Origin of the sequence: Kitasatospora sp. NPDC058048, from assembly GCF_042885555.1 — a bacterium.
GTDB lineage: Bacteria > Actinomycetota > Actinomycetes > Streptomycetales > Streptomycetaceae > Kitasatospora > Kitasatospora lactacystinica.
Window position 1 is genome coordinate 206,441 of the sequence record NZ_JBHVRT010000006.1, and the last position, 19,904, is coordinate 226,344.

Genomic DNA, 19,904 nt, shown 5'->3' on the forward strand with positions numbered 1-19,904 from the left:
CCTGTCATTCGCGGATCCTGGTGGATTCTCAAAACCGTGGACCTGGCCGTGGCCATGGCCCGCACTCATTCATTCAATTCGGGGTAGTAGCCGCGCTGGTACGTCGACAGCTCGGAGACGGCGAGCTCTGCGTCGCCCCGACAGATCACGCAGACGCGGCGCCGGTGGCACCCGGGGCAGTTGACCCGCCCACGGGTCTCGTCGGGCAGCCAGCCGCGTCCCCCGCAGTCGTAGCACCAGCCCAGGCCTTCGCACTCGTAGCAGAGCACGAATCCGGCCGTGACGGTCTCGGCCGTGCGCACCGGCTCGGGTCGCCGGAACTCCTCCGGTTCGTACAGGGCCATCGCGGGTGTCTGCCCGCTGAACCACACGGTGGACGTGTGGTCGACCGTGCGGATCTCGATGGTGCAGCCGTCGCGGCGGCCGGTGACCACGATGCGGGGCGTTCCCTTGGCGTCCTCCTGCGAGGTCGTGACCGCCCAGCCCGCGGCGTGGAGCAGCGCGGCCGCGCGAGCGGCGCTGTCGGCGGCGCCGGCGTTCGCGGGGCGCTTCCCCGTGCTGCCGCTGGCCGAGTACCGGTAGCGGAGCGGTTCGTGCCAGTCGACGACCTGTGGCGTGTCGAGCAGCGGCAGGCCGGGATCGCTGCCGGGGGCCAAGTCGTCGATCAGCTCGACCAGTTGTTCCCGCAGGGCCCGGCCCAGCCGGTCCAGCTCTTCCCGTGCGCCCGGTACGGGTCCCATGACGCCCCCTCCTCGCCCGGCCCGGCCGTCGCCGGGCGGCCCGCTCGATCCCCGGGAGTCTATGCGGTGTTCGTCTCACCGAGCGTCATGGACGGTGGGGGCCGAGCCGGGCGAGGAGGTCGTCGGCGCACTCCTCGGCGAGTTCCTCGGCGTGTTCGGGGAGTTGTGCGCCGGCCCGCAGGTGGCGTCGGACCAGTGCGAGCGGCAGCTCGATCAGGGCGAGCACCACGCGTTCGACGGACCGGGGGTCCTCGGTCGGCGACCCGGCCCCCAGCAGTACGGCGAGGGCGGCGAGCGCGCCGTGCACATTCCGGTTGCCGAGATCCGCGCGCAGCCGGTGTTCCTCCGACCAGTCCGCGCGCCCGAAGTCGTCGGGGCCGTAGACGAGCAGGGCCGCCTCCTGCGGGTGGGCCCGGGCCCATGCGACCACTTGACGGGCCGCCGCCCGGGCGGTCTGCCGCGCGTCGGCGGTCGTGGCGAGCGGCACGGGGGCGAGGTCCTTGCCGAGCACCGTGCCGAAGGTCGCGAGGTAGCCCTGCTGGAACCGGTCGACGGTCCGCAGCCAGAGTTCGGCGAGCAGGGCGCTCCGTCCGGGGAAGCGGTAGTACACCGAGCCGCTCGGGGCTCCGACCTCTCCCGCGACCGCGGCCATGGTCACCGCGGCCGGGCCGGACTCGGCGGCCAGCCGGACGGCGGCGTCGATAAGCTGGTCGGAGTCGAAGAGGGGTGGTCTCGCCATGAGTTGGAGGGTACTCTCCACAATAATTAGAGAGCAGTCTCTATAACTGCCCGGAAGGTGAGCCGATGGCTGTCCACAACGTGCACGAACGCCTGCTGCCCGCGAAGGAGGCCGAAGTGGGGGCGCTGATCGACACCCTGGCCGGCACCGGCGACCTGCTGTGGCCGCAGGACACGTGGCCCTCGATGCGGTTCGACCGTCCACTCGCCGTGGGCGCCGTCGGTGGGCACGGCCCGGTCCGCTACACCGTCGACGCGTACGTCCCCGCGACATGGGTGCGCTTCGGCTTCACCGGGCCGCGCGGCTTCCACGGCTTCCACGAGTTCACCGCCCTGGCCGTCGACGAGCGGCACACCCTGCTGCGCCACACGCTCGTGCTGACCGCCCGCGGCCCGGCGCGACTCGGCTGGCCGCTCGCCTGGCGGCCGCTCCACGACGCGCTTCTGGAGGACAGCCTGGATCGCGCGGAGAGGGCCTGTACGGGCGCGGTGGCCCGCCCGGCGCGGTGGAGCCCGTACGTACGGTTGCTGCGGGCGATCGTTCGCTGATCGCCGGCCCGGGCCGGTCCGCCGAACCGGCCGCCCGGACAGGCGAGTTCCGCGGAGCCCGGGCCGCCGTGAGCCGGCGTGGCCGTCAGCAGGCCCCGGCGTGAGCCCGCCCCGGCGGGTCAGAGCCCGAAGTGCTCGACGGCCCGTTCGGCGACCTCGTCGGGCTCCAGGCGGGTGTTGTCGATCAGCAGGTGCGCACCCGGGATGTGCGCGAAGTCGTCGACCGAGTTGAGCCGGTACCTGGCGTCCATGTCGAGCAGATTGCCGTTGGACCAGTCCAGGTCGCGCTTGGACGGCTTCTCCGCCAGGCGGGTCTCCCCGGCGTTGCGCTCCAGCCGCACGCTCTGGTCGGCGGACAGCTCCAGGAACAGCACGCGCGAGCCGCGTTCGCGGAACGGGGCCGCATAGCGTTCGACCAGCGCGGTGTCGTCCGGGTCGTCGAAGTCCCAGACCAGGGTGAACACCAGGCCGGGCAGGTCGCTGGCAGCCGCCTCGGCGAAGATCTGCTCACGGAAGTCGTGGTTGAGGCGCTGGAACTGCGGCGACCCGTAGGGGAACAGCCGCAGCAGCGGCTCGATGGTCAGGTGGTTGTGGAAGAGCTTGTACCCCGTGCGCGCGGCCACGGCCTCGCCCACGGTCATCTTCCCGACCGCGGCGGGCCCGATGACGAAGAGCAGGGTCGGGCTCGTGGTGTCGGGCATCGCGCCAGGACAGGGCTGCGGAGCGATCTTGGTCGAGCGCGCCCCGGACACCGCCGGATCGGCAGGTCCTCAGTCGAGCGGAACGACGAGGACGGCCTGCGGGCCTTTGGGGGTCTGTTCGACCTGGTACTCGACCCGCTCGCCCTCCCGCAACGTGCGGTACCCGGTCCCGACGATGGCCGAGTAGTGGACGAACACGTCCGGACCGGGAACGTCCGGCACGATGAAGCCGTACCCCTTCTCGGCGTTGAACCACTTCACGGTGCCGAAGTTGATCAGGGCGCGGTGGGTCGCGGCCGGCGGCCCGGCAGCCGCCGCCCACCCCGGGGCGGCGGCCGCCAGCAGCGCGCCGAGCGCGAGGAGCGGGGCGCACACCAGGGCGGTCACACGGGCGCGGCCACGGCCACGGACGAGGACGGGGACGGGGACGGAAGGTGACATCGGGGACCTCCTCGCGAGTCGGCGGCCGACCGCGATGGAGCGCGGCCGGTCCTCGCACCCGCGCCGGCCATGCGTTCGACCGCGCCGGGGACGCTGCGCCATGGGACTCCTCCTCGAACCCGGTGGTGACGGCGCGTCCAGAATCGCCCGGGCCGTCGGTGTGCCGGCAGGGCGTGCGAGGCGGGGCGTGGAGCACGGCGGGACCGGCCGATCGGGGACACGCGCCCGACGGCACGCCGTCAGGACGACGACGGCCGGCGGTCAGCGGCTGGGCGAACCTGATCGCGCGGCCCCGGCCCGCGCGGGCCGGTCATGCGGCGCCGGACCCGGTCGGCGCGTCGACGGGAGGGGAGGGGCGGACGGGGTGTCAGAATCGGCGGGTTCATGCCCATGACGGGAACGCGGCCGGAACACCGGCCGGACGCGGCGGGACCACGGCGGAGACGCGACGGGACCAGGTCCGAAGGAGCGAGCGATGAGTGTCGGGGTGCGGCCGGAGCTGGGACAGGTGTCGGAGACGGCGCTGTGGACGCTGTGGCACCGGGCGGTGGAGGCGCGGCGGCCGGACACCGTGCTGCCGGACCCGAAGGCGGTCGAGCTGGTGGACCGGATCGACTACCCGTTCGCGACGCGGTTCGGGGAGAACGCCTTGGTGAGCCAGCTCCAGGCGCTCCGGGCGGCCTGCTTCGACCGCGAGGTGTCCGACTTCCTGACCCGCTGCCCGCGCGGCACCGTGGTCGGGCTCGGGGACGGCCTGGAGACCCAGGCCTGGCGGGTCGACAACGGCCGGGCGGACTGGCTGTCGGTGGACCTGGCGGAGACCGCCGCGCTGCGTCGGCAGCTGCTGCCGCCGGACGAGCGGCACCGGATCGTCGCCCACTCGGTCACCGACCCGGGCTGGATGGACGGGGTGGACCCGGCGAACGGGGTGCTGATCAGCGCCGAGGGGGTGCTGATGTACCTGCGGCCGCAGGAGGTCCGCGGCCTGATCGCGGCCTGCGCCGAGCGCTTCCCCGGCGGGGCCATGGTGCTGGACGCGGTGCCGCGCTGGTTCAGCCGGCGGGCCGTCGAGGGCAAGCTGCGGGACCGGTACTACCAGGCGCCGCCGATGCCGTTCGGGATGGACGCGGACGAGTGCGGCCTGCTGGCCACCGCGCATCCGGGGGTCGTCGACGTGCGGGAGGTGTACCCGGAGGGCGGACGGCCGCCGCTGAGCATCCTGCTGCCGCTCGTGCGCCGGATCAAGCAGCGCCCGTCCGTGGTCGCGCTGCGTTTTGCCCAATCTTGAAGAAACGCCGGTCGACCTGGAACCATGATGTCGGGGCGTACGTCGTAACCACGGGTGATCGGCCGGGGGGACAGGCCGCCCGGCACGTTAGGCTCGCTCTGGGGGAGCGGCCCGGGTGCCGCCATCGGACGAATTTGCCGGGACGGGCACGCTGCTCCAGGGGGAGGGCGGCCGGTCCCGTCCTGCCACGGAGGTACTGGCCTTGCACATCGACGCCTGGATCGAGGGGATTCCGCCGACGGCGGTGTACGCCGTTGTCGGTCTGATCATCGGGCTGGAGTCGCTGGGCATTCCGCTGCCCGGCGAGATCGCCCTGGTCACGGCGTCCCTCATGGCGGTCAAGGGTGTGGTGAGCCCGTGGGGCGTCGCCATCTGCGCGATCGCCGGCGCGATCATCGGCGACTCGATCGGCTACTCGATCGGGCGCAAGGGGGGCAAGCCGCTCTTCGAGAAGCTGGGACGCAAGTTCCCCAAGCACTTCGGGCCCTCCCACCTGGCCACCGCCGAGCGCTCGTTCCACAAGTGGGGCATGTGGGCGGTCTTCTTCGGCCGCTTCATCGCCCTGCTGCGCATCTTCGCGGGTCCGCTCGCGGGCGCGCTGAAGATGCCGTACTGGAAGTTCCTGATCGCCAACGTGCTGGGCGGCGTGGTCTGGGCCGGTGGTACGACGCTGCTGGTCTACAAGGTCGGCAAGAGCATCGAGCCCTGGCTGGCCCGGTTCTCGTGGGCGGGCCTGGGAGCGGCGCTGGTGATCGGCCTGCTGTCGGCCTGGATCATGAAGCGCCGCGCCGCCAAGACGCACGCGAAGATCGAGGCGGAGGAGGCGGCCAAGGCCGCCGCCGCGGCGAAGGAGCCGGTCGCCGACTGACCACCCCGCCGGCCGGCTCCCCGGCCGGCCCCCGGCAGGGTCCCGGTCGATCGTCCGACCGGTCCCGGACCGGTCGTCCACCACCACCGTCGTGGTGCCCTCGGGCCCTCGGAGTAGCATCGGTCGGGTACTGCCGATCTTGCACTCCGGAGGGCCCGATGTCTTCGCAGCCGACCTGGGACGCCGTGGACGCCTACTTCTCCGAGCGGCTGGTCGGACACGACCCGGTGCTGGAGCAGGCCGCGGCCGCCGCCCGCGCGGCCGGGCTGCCGAACATCGCGGTGGCCCCCAACCAGGGCAAGCTGCTGCACCTGCTGGCACTGACCCAGGGCGCGAAGCGGATCCTGGAGGTCGGCACGCTCGGCGGCTACAGCGCCATCTGGCTGGCCCGGGCGCTGCCCGCGGACGGCACCCTGATCACCCTGGAGCTGGACCCCCGGCACGCCGAGGTCGCCCGGGGCAACCTGGCGGCCGCCGGGCTGTCCGGGATCGCCGAGGTGCGGGTGGGCCGGGCCGCCGACTCGCTGGCCGAACTGGTGGAGCAGGGCGCGGACCCCTTCGACCTGGTCTTCATCGACGCCGACAAGCCGAGCAACCCCGAGTACTTCCGCCGGGCGCTCCAGCTGACCCGGCCGGGCTCGCTGATCATCGTCGACAACGTGGTGCGCGGCGGCGCGGTCGCCGACCCGGCCGGCACCGACCCGGCGGTGGTCGGCACCCGGGCGCTGCACGACCTGATCGCGGCCGAGCCGAGCGTCACCGCGACCTCGGTGCAGACGGTCGGCAGCAAGGGCTACGACGGCTTCACGCTGGCCCGCGTCCAGGGCTGAGAGCCCGGGGCTGAGAGCCCGGGGCCGGGACCCGCGCCGCCAGGGCGTACGCGGGCTCACCCGCACCACCGGCGCTCATCCGTGCCCACCTGTACCACTCACCCCACTCGTACCACGCGCGCTCGCGCGGACCGGAGAACGGAGACATCGTGCGGATCGGACTGCTGGGAACCGGCCCCTGGGCGGGGCGGGTGCACGCGCCCGTCCTGGCCGAGCACCCCGGGCTGGAGTTCACCGGCGTCTGGGGCCGGCGACCGGAGGCGGCCGAGGCGCTGGGCGCCGCGCACGGCGTGCCCGGGTACGCGGACCTCGACCGGCTGCTGGCCGAGGTGGACGCGGTCTCCATCGCGTTGCCCCCGACCGTGCAGGCGGGTCTCGCGGTACGGGCCGCCGAGGCCGGCTGCCACCTGCTGCTGGACAAGCCGGTCGCGCTGACCGTGCCGGACGCCCGGGCCGTGGCCGAGGCGGTGCGCGAGCACAAGGTCGCCTCGGTGGTCTTCTTCACCGTGCGCTTCGGCGGCGAGCAGATCCCGTGGATCGAGCGGCAGGCGGAGCTCGGCGGCTGGTTCACCGGCCGCTCGGACTGGCTCGGTTCGGTGTTCGCGCCCGGCAGCACCAGCCCGTACGCGGCCTCGCCGTGGCGGGTGGAGAAGGGCGCGCTGTGGGACGTCGGCCCGCACGCGCTGTCCGTGCTGCTGCCGGTCCTGGGCGACGCGACGCAGGTGACGGCGGCGACCGGCCCGCTGGACACCGTGCACCTGGTGGTGCGGCACGCCGGCGGTGCCTCCAGCACGCTCGCGCTCAGCCTGACCGCGCCGCTCGCGGCGGGCGGGACGGGCATGGAGCTGCGCGGCGAGCACGGCGTGGTGCAGCTGCCCCCGCGCGGCGAGGGCCCGGTCGCGGCCCTGCACCGGGCACTGGACGCGCTGCGGGCCTCGGCCGCCTCCGGCGAGCCGCACCCCTGCGGGGCGGACTTCGGCCTGCGGGTGGTGGAGATCCTGGTCGGCGCCGAGCGTTCGCTGGCGAGCGGCGGCCCGGTGGAGGTCTGAGCGGTCGACGCGGCCGGGCCCCGGGGGCGGGACCGGGGGTGCGGAAAGGCGCCGGGTAGGGACGGATGGTTCGGAAAGGCGCCGGGCGGGGACCGGCGGTTCGGAAGGACGCCGGGTAGGGACCGATGGTGCGGAAAGGCGCCGGGCGGGGCACGTGGGTGCCCCGCCCGGCGTCGTCCGTCAGATGCCGAACGGCGCGGCGTAGCGGACGGTGCCCGAGGGCAGCGGGTGGTCGGCGTCCAGGGAGAGGGCCATCAGCGCCTCGTCCGGGACGTCGATGGTCAGGCCGATGCCGTGGGCGCCGGCGCGGGTGAAGCCGAACCGCGGGTAGTAGTCCGGGTGGCCCAGGACGACGACGTGGCGCTCGCCCAGGTCCCGTGCCGCGTCGAGGGCGGCGCGGACGGCGGCGGAGCCGGCGCCGGTGCGCTGGTACGCGGGGAGCACGGCGCACGGGGCCAGGCACAGGGCCGGGACGTCGCCGATGTGGCAGCGGGTCAGCAGGGCGTGGCCGACGGCGGTGCCGTGCTCGTCGGCGGCGACGAGGGACAGGCCCTCGATCCAGGAGGCGTCGGCGCGCAGCGCGTCGACGAGGTCGGCCTCGGCGGGGGTTCCGAAGGCGGCGAGGTTGATGTCGCGGACGGTCGGGACGTCGGTGCCGGTCTCGGCACGCGTGATCCAGTTGCGCATGGTGGACGGGGATCCGTTCCTGAGGAGTGTTCGTGCGGGCCTCGCGAGCTCACGCTCCCGGCGAGGCGGGACAGGAGGGGGTCAGGCCGCGGCCCGGGACGTGAGGGAGACCCGGACGCTGCGCATGGCGGCCCTGAGCGCGGTCATCAACCCCACCTCCCTCTTTCCTCTGCTCCTGTTGCCCTGTGTCGGCACGTACCGCGGACGAGTGTACCCGGACCGCTCAGACCGGCGGCACCGGTGGCAGCGACGGCCCGGCCGGCGGCGGGGCCGAGGACGGCCGGCGGTCGGCGGGGCGGGCCGGCGGGATGACCGGGGCGCGGAAGTCGCGCGGGCCGGTCCACAGTGCCGGGACGGCGTCGCTGCGGCGGGCCAGTTCGTACGCCAGGGCCTCGTAGTTGACCCGCCAGCCGTGGAAGTGCGCCCAGGCCTCCTCGACCGGGCGTTCACGCGGGAAACCGGCCGCGGTGATCATCGCGACGGCGCCCAGGTACTCGGCGTAGGTCAGCCGGATCGGGACGTCCGGGTCCGGGTCCGTGTCGAAGTCGATCCGCAGCGAGCGGGCGATGTCGCGCAGCGCGGTGAAGCCGGCCCGGAGCACCAGCCGGGCCTCGGGCGGGGCCGAACGCGGGCAGAGCGCCAGGTGCAGGGCGGCGGCGTCCATCACGGCGATCAGTCCGACCACCCAGCTGCGGTTGGGCTGCGGGGAACGGAAGGAGAGCAGCACCGGGTAGTTGGAGTGGCTCTCGCCGATGTCGGCGGCCAGCCGCTCCCAGTCCCGGTAGAGCTGGGGGAGCGCGGTCTCGGTGTCCACCAGGGACTGGCGGGCCAGCAGCTCGGGGCCCCAGGCGGGCTCGCCGGCCCGGGACTGCAGCAGCGTCACCTCGGTCTCGCGGCGCTGGTAGGCGGCGTAGAGGGTCGGCAGGTAGGAGATCTGGAGGGCGATCACCAGCGGGCCGCTGGCGGCGGCCAGGAAGTCGATCGCGGAGAGGTGCAGCCGGTCGCCGCTGGCGAAGCCGAGCGTGAACAGACTGGACCCGGCCTCGCGCACGGACACCGACCAGCTGAGCTCCGAGGTGCCGTGCAGCAGCAGGGTGTAGGCGGTGAGCATGCAGCTGAGCCACACCCCGAGCATGCCCAGCAGCACCAGCGGCGCCAGCCAGGTGAGCGCCCGGTCCTGCGCGTGGTAGCCGCGGCCCGGTCCGGCGGCCAGCCGCAGCAGCCCGCGCAGCATCCGCCAGAGCCGCATCACCAGCGCCGAGTAGAGCCCGCGCGGAACGACCAGCGTGCGCAGGATGCTGCCGACGATCAGCAGGAGCAGCATCGCGCCGACGGCGGTCTGGATCATCCTCATGGCGTCATTCTGGCGGTACGCCGGGGCTGTCGCGGACCGGTGCCCGCGTGGGTCGGCCGTCGGCCGTCCGTCCACCTGCCGCCCGCCTGCCGTCCGTGGCACGGGCGCCCGGGTTCACCGCACCGAGTATGACCATGATCACACCAAGGCGAGGCATACGTACTGATGTTCCCACCGCGTCTATGTGTACGGAGGATCACGCCCACGAGCGAATCGGAGACCGGACTGTGCGTGCCCAGCAAGACAGCGCCGCCGAAGAGGAGAAGCCCGGGCGGCGACGGTGGCGCTTCCCACCGCGTCGGAGGCCGTTACGGGCGTGGCGCCCGTTCCGGGGGCGGCGCCCGTCCCCGGACCCCTCCCCGAGTCCGTCCCAGAGCCCGTCAACGGACCAGAGCCCGTCAACGGACCCGGGCCGGTCCCCGGACCCGGGCGTCTCCCCGCGTTCACCCCTGCGCCGGTTCCTGCGGATCGACTACCCGCGCCGCGGACGGCGCGGAGTCCGCCGCTGGCTCCCCTCCTGGCGGCAGCAGGTGCTGGTGGCCGGGGCCGGGGCGGCGGCGCTGACGGGCTGGCTGGCCTGGTTCTACACGAACACCGCCGTTCCGGAGGACCTCAACTCCTTCGCCACCCAGCAGAACAACGTCTACTACTGGGCGGACGGCACCGAGATGGCGCGGATCGGCCCGACCAACCGGCAGGAGGTGCCGCTCGCCCAGGTGCCGGAGCCGGTGCAGTGGGCGGTACTGGCCGCCGAGAACGAGACCTTCTACACCGACCCGGGCATCTCCGTGACCGGCATCGGCCGTGCCGTCGTCCAGATGGTCACCGGCGGCGACACCCAGGGCGGCTCCACCATCACCCAGCAGTACGTCAAGAACATCTACCTGAACCAGCGTCAGGACATGTCCCGCAAACTCAGCGAGATCGCCATCGCGATCAAGCTGGACGACCGGATGAGCAAGCAGGACATCCTGGCCGGCTACCTGAACACCAGCTGGTTCGGGCGCGGCAGTTACGGCATCGAGCGCGCCGCGGCCGCCTATTACGGCAAGGACGTCTCCCAGCTCGACCCGAGCGAAGGCGCCTTCCTGGCAGCCCTGTTGAAAGGCGCCGGGCAGTACGACCCGGCGATCAGCGCGGGGAACCGGGAACGGGCCGAGGAGCGCTGGTCCTGGATCCTGGACCGGATGGTGGAGGTGGGCAAGCTGTCCGCCGCCGAGCGCGCCGGGTACACGGTGTTCCCCGAGCCCAAGCCGCAGCCGAAGTCGGCGGGGCTGAGCGGCCAGATCGGGTACCTGGTGGACACGGCCCGCGCCTACGTGGAGAGCCACAGCGACATCACCCCTGCCCAGTTCGACCTCGGCGGCTACCAGATCCGCACCACCTTCGAGAAGCCGAAGGTCGACGCCCTGGTCGCCGCCGTCCAGCAGGGCACCGCGGGGATCGACCCGGACAACCGGGAGTCCGACAAGCTCCTGAAGGTCGGCGCCGCCTCAGTGGCCCCGGACGGCCGGGTCGTCGCGCTCTACGGCGGCCCCGACTACCTGAAGCAGGGCTTCAACAACGCCAACACCACGACGGTGCCGATCGGTTCGGCGTTCACCCCGGTGGTGTACGCCGCCGGGCTCGGCGAGGGAGTGCAGCGCCGGCGCGGCGGCGACCGCACCCCGGTCGCGCCCACCACCACCTACAACGGCGACGACGGGGTGAACGTGATGACCCCGGAAGGGCCGTACTGGGGACGGGACGGGAAGATCGTCAAGACCGCCAACGACGGCAAGCGGAACTGGGGCAGTGTCACCCTGCGGAACGCGGTCGAACAGTCCGTCAACGGGCCGCTGATGCAGCTCGGCATGGACGTCGGCCTGGACAAGGTGCAGAAGACCGCCACCGACCTCGGCCTGCTCCCCAACAGCCTCGGCGAACTCGTCCCGGCCCTCGGCGTCGGCAACTCCACCCCCAGCGCCCTGCGCACCGCCGACGCGTACGCCGCCTTCGCGGCCGGCGGCTCCCACACCGACCCGTACTCGGTCCTCAGGATCTCCCGCAACGGCGTCCAGCTCCCCCTGCGCCTGCCGGCCGCCACCCAGGCACTCACCCCGGCGGTCGCGGGCGAGGTGGACGCGGCACTCAAGGGCTCCGTCCGCGACGGGGCCGCCAAGCCGGCGGCGGAGGCCGGCCCGAACCTGGCCGCCAAACCCGGCACCACCGCGGACCGCACGGCGGGCTGGTTCGTCGGCTACAACGGGCAGCTGTCGACGGCGGTCACCGTGTTCCGCGCGGACCTGAAGGACATGAAGCTCCTCTCCCTCGAAGGCCTGGGCGGCGCCACCCCGGACACCTCCGACGCCACCGTGCCGGCCCGGATCTGGACCACCTACATGAAGACGGCCACCGGACAGTAGGCCGGGCCTGTCTGTCAGTGCCGTCTGATAGACAGGCACTGTGCCGTCTTCTCCCACCACCACGGGACACGCGGCACCGCCCGTCCGAACCAACCAACTCCCCGGCTCACGTGGCAGGGAGTCGAACCGAGGAGGATGCACGACGTGTCCGTCGTTGCCGTGTACGTCCCAGCCGCTTCGAAGCGGAACTTCCAGATCGGCCTGCGCGAGTCCATATGGGGTTGGAAGCACGACACCGCGGAGAAGGCCGAAACTCCACAGGTGTTGGCCGGGCTGAAGCCGGGTGACTACGTCCTGTTCGGCCACCGGGGGCCGAACGCCCGTGTCCCCCAGGGTGGGTGGGCCGACGCGGTCCTGCGCGAGCTGGCCGTCGCCCAAGTCACCGGAGCCGTGTACCAGGACGAGGCCGAGGTCTGGCCAGACGACCGCTACCCGGTGCGCGTTCGCCTGAACATCCTGGACCTCGAGGCCACCGTCGCCGGAGGGCAGCTCGGCTGTGCGGCGATGGAGGCCTTCCGGCTCTCCGCCAACAAGCAGGGGGCCCCGGTCCCGGTGGCCGACCCCGAGGTGATGACCAGGCTGATCGACTCCATCGAGCACCAGCCGGGCGCGCCCGGAGCGACGGCGCCCGTCGTCGGCTGGCACGGTCCGAGCTCGCCGCAGAACCAGGACCGCTACCTGGAGTTGGGCGACAACCTGGACCGCCCCGTGGTCGCGCTCGCCCGCCGCGAGCAGGCCCGGCTGCGGCGCGAGAAGTTCAAGGGCAGGAGCTCCATCCGCTGCGACCTCTGCGGACGGGAGCTGCCCCAGGGGCTCGTTCGCGCGGCGCACGTGCGGAAGAGGTCGCAGAGCAACCTCGAGCAGCGCTCCCACCTGGCGAACGTGATGGCCGCCTGTGTGCTCGGCTGCGACGCCCTGTTCGAGGACGGCTTCATCCGGGTGTCCTCGGAAGGGACCGTGGAGGTGTCGGAGAAGGGCGCGGCCTGCGCAGACCTCCTCGTGGCGGCGAAGACCCTCGAGGGCAGGCGGTGCACCGCTCACACGCCCGAGAGCGCGGAGTACTTCGACTGGCACTGGAACAACTGGTCCGTGCCGTCGGAGGCCGGTGCCGTGCAGGCCGGGCCGGAGACGCCGGCCGTCTGAGTGCGCAGTGGGCGCGGACGCCCGGCGGCCCACGCCGTCGGGCGTCCGCGCCCGCCGGTGGCGATGTCGGTCGGTGGTGATATCCATCGGTCATGTACGTACACCGGGGGACCATCGACGACGTGGCGCGGCGGGCCGCGCAGCCGGACTTCGTGGACGCCTGCGCAGCGCGGCTCCGGGCCAGGCACGGCACAGCTCCCGGGGCGGAGGAGGCCGGCAGCTGGCAGCGGAGCTGGCCGGTACTCCTCGACGCACTGGTGCGCGCAGGCCTGGGGGACCTCGAGGTCCTGCTGGAACTGTCGCTGCCGGGAACGGGTGAGCGTGTCGACGCGGCCGTCGTCGGGCAGGACACTGCTGGCGCCCTGACGGTCGTGGTGCTCGAGTTGAAGCAGTGGACCGTGGCGAGGCCCGCACCGGGGCATCCGGGGATGCTGGAGGTCGGTCGGCGGACCGTGCCGCACCCCGCCCGACAGGCCGGCGGATACGTCCACTACCTGCGGGACTGGGCCGACGGCGGGAGCGGCGTGCAGGCGAAGGGCACGGTTGTCCTGCACAACGCTCCCGCCGACCTGATCGAGCGCCTGCGGGAGATGGCGCCCCCCGGCTCCCCGAGCGCCGAGTTCCCTCTGCTGGGCCGCGACGACCTCGCGGCCGGCGTGTCCGCGGGCGAACTCGCGGAGCGCCTCGGCTGCGCCGGCCTGACACCCGCGTCGAGCGGGGCCGTCGACCGCTTCATCGCCGGCGAACACCGGCCCTCCGAGCGGGTCCTGGAGCGGCTGGCCGCCAACATCGAGGGCCGGCGCGCGTTCCGCCTAGTCGGTGAACAGGATCGGGCCCGCCGGGCGATCCTGGACGCCGTCCGGGAGGCGACCGCGCGTGAGGCGGCCCTCGGCGCGACCGGGGAGCGCGGGCCCGGGGGCATGGTCGTGGTCACCGGCGGGCCCGGTACTGGCAAGACGGTGATCGCCGCCCGCCTCATGGGCGAACTCTGCCGCACGCCCCGGCGCAACCCGCGCCTGCTGACGCCCTCGGGCACGCTCACCCGGCAGCTCCAGCGGCTGCTCCGGGAGGAGTCCCGAGGCCTCGTCGCGACGTTCAAGGACAAGGCCCCCGGCGGGCTGGACAAGAACAGCGTGGTTCTCCTCGACGAGGCGCACCGCGCCGCCACCTACCCGCACCAGCGCGGCAGCGGCTTCCCCGTCGTCCTGCGCAACTTGCTCGACCGGGTCGGCGTCCTGGTCCTCTTTCTCGACGAGCGGCAGATCGTGCGTCCCACCGAGGGGCTCACGCTGGACGAACTGGCCCGCCACGCGAGGGCGTCCGGGGCGGCGTTCCGGCACGTCGACCTGGCGACCCAGTTCCGCTGCAACGGCTCCCAGGCCTACCACCACTGGGTGGACCTCCTGTTCTCGCCGGCCGGCGCCGTGCGGCCGTGGGACGGTGCAGGTTACGACCTCGCGGTGGCCGAGGATCCGGACGCGCTCGCCGCCTGGGTCGACGACCACACCGCGCGGGGCCGCAGCGCCCGGATCACCGCGGGGTTCTGCTGGCCCTGGAACGCCGATGACGTGCCCCCGTTGGAGCCGGAGGTCGCCATTCGGTGGCACGGCCCGGACCACGTCGAGCACTCCTGGGCCCGCGCCTGGAACCTGCGCGCCGAGCAGCCAGTCCCCGGCTTTCCCGACGTCCCGGCCCGCCCCTACTGGGCGACCGACCGCGGCGGGCACGACCAGGTCGGCTGCATCTACACCGCGCAGGGCCTCGAGTACGCCTTCGGCGCGGTCATCCTGGGCGGGGACCTGGTCCGCCGCGACGACCGGTGGCAGGCCCGCCCCGAGGCCAGCCACGACGTCAGGCAACTGCGGACGCTGCCACCGGAGCAGTACCTGCGGTACGCGCTGAACACCTACAGGGTCCTCGCGACCCGGGCCACCCACGGCACCCGCCTCTACTCCACCGACCCCGAGACCCAGGCCTACCTCGCCTCCCTGCTGACGGGCTCCTGATCGGACCGGGCGAATTTCGGTCGACCGGGTGTTGCGGCAGTGTCTACTCTCCGGGCAAGGGCTGGGGGCGGGGGAGCGGTGGCGGCGGACGGGTACTTCGAGTTGGTCTGTGACGCGGGGCCCATCCGCGTGGTGGTGACCGATGCGGGGCCGCGCGTGCTGGAGGCCGCGAAGGCCGTCAGGCGTCGGACCGGGCTCAGCCTGTGGCACGGCAAGGCCCTGCTCGGTCGGCTGCCCGCGGTTGTCCTCGATGACGTGACGTCGGACCTCGCCGAGGCCGTGGCGGCCGAATTGCGAGCCGCCGGAGCGACGGTCGAGGTGCGGTACTGACGAGGGGCGGGGAGCGGCGGCGGACCGCGGGGTCGGTGGCCGCTGTTGATCAGTGCCCGGACTAGTGTCAGGGTCGTGCCGAGGTCGGTGGGCGCCACCCGATCGGGCGGCGGGGCGGGCCTCGGTGCGGTCGTGAGCATTGAGGGACTGAAGCGGATGAAGATGACGTTCGGGCTGCTGGGGCCCCTGACGGTCGATGTGGACGCCGTGCCGCAGGCGCTGCCGCGGGCCACCGTGCTGCGGGGGCTGCTGGGGGCCCTGCTGCTCGCGGAGGGGGAACGGCTGCCCGTGGGGCGGCTGCTGGACCTCGTGTGGGCGGAGCAGGCGGACCGGGTCGGCCGGGGCGCGGTGCACACCGGGATGTCGCGGCTGCGCACCTGGCTCGGGCGGTTCGGGGACGAGGCGGTGGCGCTGGAGTCCGACGGGCAGGGCTACCGGCTGGTGACCGGGCCGGACGCGGTGGACCTCGGACGGTTCCGCAGACTCGCCGCCGACGGGGACCCGGCCGGGGCGATCGGCCTGCGGCGCGGCCCGGTGCTGGCCGGGCTGGAACGGGTGAACCGCGAGGACCCGCTGGTCACGGCCGTGGAGCACGAAGTGCGCGCCACCGCCCTGGCGCTGGCCCGGTCCGCGACGGCCGCCGGAGCGTCCCGGACCGCCGTCCCCGCCCTGACGGCGCTCGCCGAGGAGTACCCGTTCGACGAGCCCCTGCAGGCCGCCCTGCTGGAGCTGCTGGCGGCGGACGGTCGGGCGGCCGAGGCGCTGCGCCGCTTCCAGGCGTTGCGCCGGCGGCTGTCCGAGGAACTCGGGATCGAGCCGGGCGAGCAGGTGCGGAACGTCTTCCTGGCGCTGCTGGCGCAGGACCGGAAGGGCGCCCGACCGGAGCCCGGGCCCGCCCGCGTGCCCTCCCAACTCCCCAGGGACATCCCGGACTTCACCGGACGCGACGAGCAGGTGCGGATCGTGCTGGACGCCCTGGCGGCCGGCCGGGTACCGGTGATCGCGGGCATGGGCGGCATCGGCAAGACCGCGCTGGCCGTCCGCGCCGCCCACCTCGCCGCCGTCGACTACCCGGACGGCCGGCTCTACGCGGACCTGCGCGGGGCCGACGAGACGCCCGCCGACCCGGCCGGCGTCCTGGCCGCCTTCCTGCGCGCCCTCGGCGCCGACCCCCGGGAGATCCCGGCCTCCCTGGAGGAGCGTTCCGCGCTGTACCGCACCCTGCTCGCCGGCCGCCGCACGCTCGTCCTCCTCGACAACGCCGCGGGGGAGCAGCAGCTCGTCCCGCTGCTCCCGGGCACACCGGTGGCTGCGGACGACCGGCCGGGCAGCGGGTCCGACGAGGGGCCGGGCGAACGGCCCGGTGCCCGACCGGCCGTCCTCGTCACCAGCCGCGCCGCGCTCACCGCCCTGCCCGGCTCCCGGCTCGTCGACCTGCACGAACTCGACGCCCCCCACGCCCGGATGCTGCTGCGCCGCATCCTCGGGGACCAGCGGGTCGCCGCCGAACCGGTGGCCGCCGCCCAGATCGTCGAGCTGTGCGGCGGCATGCCGCTGGCGGTCCGCATCGCCGGGGCCCGCCTGGCCGCCCGGCCGCGCTGGACCCTGGCCCGGCTCGCCCACCTGCTGCGCGACGAACGGCGACGGCTCGACGAGCTGGCCGCGGGGAACCTGGCCGTACGGGCGGGCTTCGCCGTCGGCTACGCCCGGCTGTCGGAGCCGACCCGCCGCACGTTCCGGCTGCTCGGACTGCTCGACGCGCCCGACTTCGCGCCGTGGGCCGCGGCGGCGATGGCCGGCATCCCGCCGGAGCAGGCCGAGCGGCAGCTGGAGGAGCTGATCGACGCCCAACTCCTGCAGGAGACCGGCACGGAGCCGCACCTGCGCTACCGCTTCCACGACCTCGTCCGGCTGTACGCGCGCGAGCACGCCGAGGCCGCGGACGCACCGGCCGCGCGCACCGCCGCGCTCGAACGGGCCTTCGGCGCCTGGCTCTGGCTGGCCGAGCAGGCGGCCGACCAGGTGCCCGGGCCGTGCTTCGCGCCGATCCACGGCACCGCACCCCGCCACCCGATGCCCTCCGGCGTCGCGGCGGCGCTGCTGGACGACCCGATGGCCTGGTTCGACGCCGAGCAGCCGGCCCTGAACACGAGCGCCCGGCAGGCCGCCGCGCTGCGCATGGTGCCGGTGGCCTGGGACCTCGCCGCCTGCCAGGAGAAGTACTGCGACGTGCGCGGCCTGTACGACGACTGGCGCACCACCCACCTGACCGTCCTCCAGGCCTGCCGGACCGCCGGTGACACCCTGGGCACGGCCGTGCTCACCCGGGGCCTGATCGAGGTGACGACCTGGACCACCCCGGCCGACGGCTCCGGGACGACCGTCGACCTGGCGGACGGCACCGAGACGATGGTCGCGCTGGAGGACCGCGCCCGGCACCTGCAGCGGCTGTTCGAGCAGGTCGGGGAGGAGCGCGGGACCGCCGACGCCCTCGTCCTGACGGCCTGGAGCCTGGTGGCCCAGGGCCGCGAGCAGGAGGCCCTGGAGGCCGGCCACCGCGCCCTGGACCTCGCCACCGTCCACGACCACCCGGGCGGCGAGGCCCGGGCGCACCAGATCATCGCCATCGCCCACGGGGAGACGGACCTCGACCGGACGATCGAGCACCTCACCGAGACGCTGCGGCTGGCCCGGCTGATCGGCAACACCCGCTTCGAGGCGACCGCCATCCAGTTCCTGGGAGCTGCCCATGGCCGGGCCGGCCAGGTGGAGCGGGCCGGCGAGCTGCTCCTTCACTCGCTCGCCATGGCCCGCTGCCTCAAGGACCGCTACGTGGAGGCGTTCTCGCTGCTCTACCTGGCCGTGCTGTACGCGGGCACCGGCGACGGCCGCGCCCGGGAGACGGCGGAGGCCGCACTGGCGATCGCCCGCCGATTCGACCTGGGGCACCACCTCGCCCAGGCCCTCGGCATCCTGGGGGAGCTGGACCTGGCGGCGGGCGACCACGCCTCGGCGGTCGCGTACCTGGAGGAGTCGGTGCTGGTGTGGCGGGCCCGCGGCTGGCGCTCCTTCCTGGCGGAGGCGCTGCGCGCGCTCGGCCGGGCGTACCGGGCGGCCGGGCTGCCGGAGTCGGCCGCGCGGGTGCTGGAGGAGGCGCGGGAGCTGAGCGACATCCGGTAGGCGGCGCGGTGCGGCGTGGGGCGGCGCGGTGCGGCCGGCGCGTGGTGGCGATGGCGAGCGGTCAGGGATCGGTAAGCGATCGGTAAGGCCCGGCTGCCTACGATCGATCTCCACGTACAGGACAGACGCACCCGTATCCGGCCGCAGGCCTGGTCGACGCGCCCGTCCCGTACGCGCCGCATGGGCAGCCGGTCGGGTTCGCGCAGGGGACGGACCCGGCCGGAGGTGCATCCGCGGGGGTGTCCCGCGGGCGTGGTCGGGTCGGTCGGTCGGCACAGGGCGGGGCGGCGCAGGGCGGTCGGCCGGCGGGCGCGCCCGTCAGCTCGCGGGCGCGGCTGCCCGCGCCAGGGTGGTGTCCAGCCAGTCGAAGACCGTCTGGTGGAAGCGGAACATGGCGCCCATGTGGCAGTGTTCGCCCGCGCCCTCGGCCTCGGTCAGGGTGACGAGCGTGTGGGGGCAGGTCAGCGCGGCCTGCACCCGCTGGGGCTGGCCGCGGAAGAACTGGTCGTTCTCGGCGTCCAGGACGAGGGTGGGGCAGTCGATGAGCCGGGCGACGCCGTCGAGGGTGTAGTCGGCGGTACGGCGGATGTAGTCCGCCACCGATGCGGCGCCGAACGTCCACACCCCGTTGCGCAGGGCCCACCGCAACTGGGTGCTCGCCTGCATGAGCAGAGCCATGACCGGCTCCACGAGGTCGTCCCGGCCGGCCTCGATCCACTCGCGCAGGAACGGCGGCATGAACCGGTCGTGGGCCTCCCCGAAGCTGTACAGGCCGTCGTCCAGCACCAGGGCGGCCGGGCGGTGTTCGTGGGCGGCGGCGCGGGCGGCCAGGTAGCCGCCGAGGCTGTAGCCGAACAGGACCAGTCCGTCGGCGGCGATCTCGGGGCGGGTCAGCGCGTAGTCGACCACCGGGGTCACCACGGCCTCCCAGTCCGGGCGGAAGGCGAGCCGCTGCTCGCGCAGCGCCGCGCCCTGGCCCGGACCGTCGTAGGCGAGGACGTTGTAGCCGCGGCGCAGCGCGGCCGCGGCGACGGCGAAGTACGCCTCCTCCAGCGTGGAGTCGAAGCCGCTGGTGAACAGGACGGTGGGGCGCCGGGCGCCGGAGTCGTCGACGAGGAACAGGTAGCCGGGCAGGCCGGTGTCCTGGTAGGGGATGGTCACGGCCTCGACGGGGGTGTCCAGCAGGGCCGCCGCGGCGGCGAAGGTCTCCCGGGAGAGCGTGGAGAGGCGCTTGGCCTCGGGGTCGTTCGCGGGGTCGTCGCGGCGGTAGAACTCGGCGGTGCGGTAGTAGTTCGACGCGCGCAGCAGGGCTTCGCGGGCGCTGACCCGGTGCCCGGCCGTCAGGGCGCGGTTGCCGATGCCGTGGACGCGCTCGGCGGTGGCCTTCCACTCGCGCAGCCAGGCCGCCTCGTCGCCTTCGCCGATGTTCCGGGCGGTGGCCACGACCTCGCCCAGGTCGGCGCCGCCGTAGTTGGCGAATCCGGCCGCCCGGAGTGTTTCGAAGGAGAACGACTCGTCCTCGAAGAGGAATCGCATGGGTACTCCAGTCCCGGCACTGTTGAGACGGAACGGTTCCGTCTCGTCTAAACGCTAGC

General features: G+C 73.9%; 17 protein-coding genes. 10 read left to right on the forward strand and 7 right to left on the reverse strand.

The features are described 5' to 3' along the window. Window positions 1-65: 65 nt before the first annotated feature. Window positions 66-740, reverse strand: coding sequence for a hypothetical protein (locus ACFVVA_RS08960; protein ID WP_387687226.1), 675 nt, complete (start codon window positions 738-740; stop codon window positions 66-68). Window positions 741-825: 85 nt separating this feature from the next. Continuing rightward, window positions 826-1,479: a helix-turn-helix domain-containing protein gene (locus ACFVVA_RS08965; RefSeq protein ID WP_387687228.1), complete on the reverse strand. Its 654-nt coding sequence runs from the start codon at window positions 1,477-1,479 to the stop codon at window positions 826-828. A gap of 65 nt (window positions 1,480-1,544) precedes the next feature. Here ACFVVA_RS08965 and ACFVVA_RS08970 point away from each other — a divergent pair, with 65 nt between their 5' ends. After that, window positions 1,545-2,027, forward strand: coding sequence for an SRPBCC family protein (locus tag ACFVVA_RS08970; protein WP_387687230.1), 483 nt, complete (start codon window positions 1,545-1,547; stop codon window positions 2,025-2,027). A gap of 119 nt (window positions 2,028-2,146) precedes the next feature. Here ACFVVA_RS08970 and ACFVVA_RS08975 read toward each other — a convergent pair whose 3' ends face one another. Together ACFVVA_RS08975 and ACFVVA_RS08980 are read right to left on the reverse strand one after the other, a co-directional pair. After that, entirely contained in the window at window positions 2,147-2,728 is a 582-nt protein-coding gene (locus ACFVVA_RS08975; RefSeq protein WP_387687232.1) for a hypothetical protein, read from the reverse strand. 69 nt (window positions 2,729-2,797) lie between these two features. Further along, window positions 2,798-3,004 carry a cold-shock protein gene (locus ACFVVA_RS08980; RefSeq protein ID WP_387687403.1) on the reverse strand — a complete coding sequence of 69 codons (207 nt, stop codon included), beginning with the start codon at window positions 3,002-3,004 and terminating at the stop codon, window positions 2,798-2,800. A 640-nt stretch (window positions 3,005-3,644) separates the two neighbouring features. Between ACFVVA_RS08980 and ACFVVA_RS08985 the strand changes: the two genes are divergently transcribed. From ACFVVA_RS08985 to ACFVVA_RS09000, 4 genes are all read left to right on the forward strand, one after another. Further along, the gene (locus ACFVVA_RS08985) at window positions 3,645-4,457 is read left to right on the forward strand and encodes a class I SAM-dependent methyltransferase (protein ID WP_387687234.1); all 813 of its coding nucleotides are present in this window, start codon (window positions 3,645-3,647) and stop codon (window positions 4,455-4,457) included. 202 nt (window positions 4,458-4,659) lie between these two features. After that, complete coding sequence (locus tag ACFVVA_RS08990) at window positions 4,660-5,325, forward strand: DedA family protein (RefSeq protein ID WP_387687236.1); 666 nt, start codon at window positions 4,660-4,662, stop codon at window positions 5,323-5,325. 158 nt (window positions 5,326-5,483) lie between these two features. Beyond that, complete coding sequence (locus ACFVVA_RS08995) at window positions 5,484-6,155, forward strand: O-methyltransferase (RefSeq protein ID WP_387687239.1); 672 nt, start codon at window positions 5,484-5,486, stop codon at window positions 6,153-6,155. Between the two features lie 149 nt (window positions 6,156-6,304). After that, entirely contained in the window at window positions 6,305-7,204 is a 900-nt protein-coding gene (locus ACFVVA_RS09000; protein ID WP_380352335.1) for a Gfo/Idh/MocA family protein, read from the forward strand. Between the two features lie 180 nt (window positions 7,205-7,384). Here ACFVVA_RS09000 and ACFVVA_RS09005 read toward each other — a convergent pair whose 3' ends face one another. Further along, entirely contained in the window at window positions 7,385-7,891 is a 507-nt protein-coding gene (locus tag ACFVVA_RS09005) for a GNAT family N-acetyltransferase (protein WP_387687242.1), read from the reverse strand. Between the two features lie 223 nt (window positions 7,892-8,114). Further along, the gene (locus ACFVVA_RS09010; protein ID WP_387687244.1) at window positions 8,115-9,245 is read right to left on the reverse strand and encodes a hypothetical protein; all 1,131 of its coding nucleotides are present in this window, start codon (window positions 9,243-9,245) and stop codon (window positions 8,115-8,117) included. Between the two features lie 530 nt (window positions 9,246-9,775). Between ACFVVA_RS09010 and ACFVVA_RS09015 the strand changes: the two genes are divergently transcribed. The 5 genes from ACFVVA_RS09015 (at window position 9,776) to ACFVVA_RS09035 (ending at window position 18,309) form a co-directional block, all read left to right on the forward strand. Then, window positions 9,776-11,650 carry a transglycosylase domain-containing protein gene (locus ACFVVA_RS09015; RefSeq protein WP_387687247.1) on the forward strand — a complete coding sequence of 625 codons (1,875 nt, stop codon included), beginning with the start codon at window positions 9,776-9,778 and terminating at the stop codon, window positions 11,648-11,650. A gap of 144 nt (window positions 11,651-11,794) precedes the next feature. Continuing rightward, window positions 11,795-12,793, forward strand: coding sequence for a hypothetical protein (locus ACFVVA_RS09020; RefSeq protein WP_387687249.1), 999 nt, complete (start codon window positions 11,795-11,797; stop codon window positions 12,791-12,793). 92 nt (window positions 12,794-12,885) lie between these two features. Further along, window positions 12,886-14,799 (forward strand): DNA/RNA helicase domain-containing protein, encoded by a 1,914-nt coding sequence (locus tag ACFVVA_RS09025; RefSeq protein WP_387687251.1) that lies wholly within the window; start codon window positions 12,886-12,888, stop codon window positions 14,797-14,799. A gap of 78 nt (window positions 14,800-14,877) precedes the next feature. Continuing rightward, window positions 14,878-15,129 (forward strand): ribosomal protein L7/L12, encoded by a 252-nt coding sequence (locus ACFVVA_RS09030; protein ID WP_387687253.1) that lies wholly within the window; start codon window positions 14,878-14,880, stop codon window positions 15,127-15,129. 132 nt (window positions 15,130-15,261) lie between these two features. Continuing rightward, window positions 15,262-18,309: an ATP-binding protein gene (locus tag ACFVVA_RS09035; RefSeq protein ID WP_387687256.1), complete on the forward strand. Its 3,048-nt coding sequence runs from the start codon at window positions 15,262-15,264 to the stop codon at window positions 18,307-18,309. Between the two features lie 318 nt (window positions 18,310-18,627). On the opposite strand, the gene ACFVVA_RS09040 is transcribed toward ACFVVA_RS09035, so the two are convergent. Next, entirely contained in the window at window positions 18,628-19,845 is a 1,218-nt protein-coding gene (locus tag ACFVVA_RS09040) for an alpha/beta fold hydrolase (protein WP_387687258.1), read from the reverse strand. Window positions 19,846-19,904 lie beyond the last annotated feature (59 nt).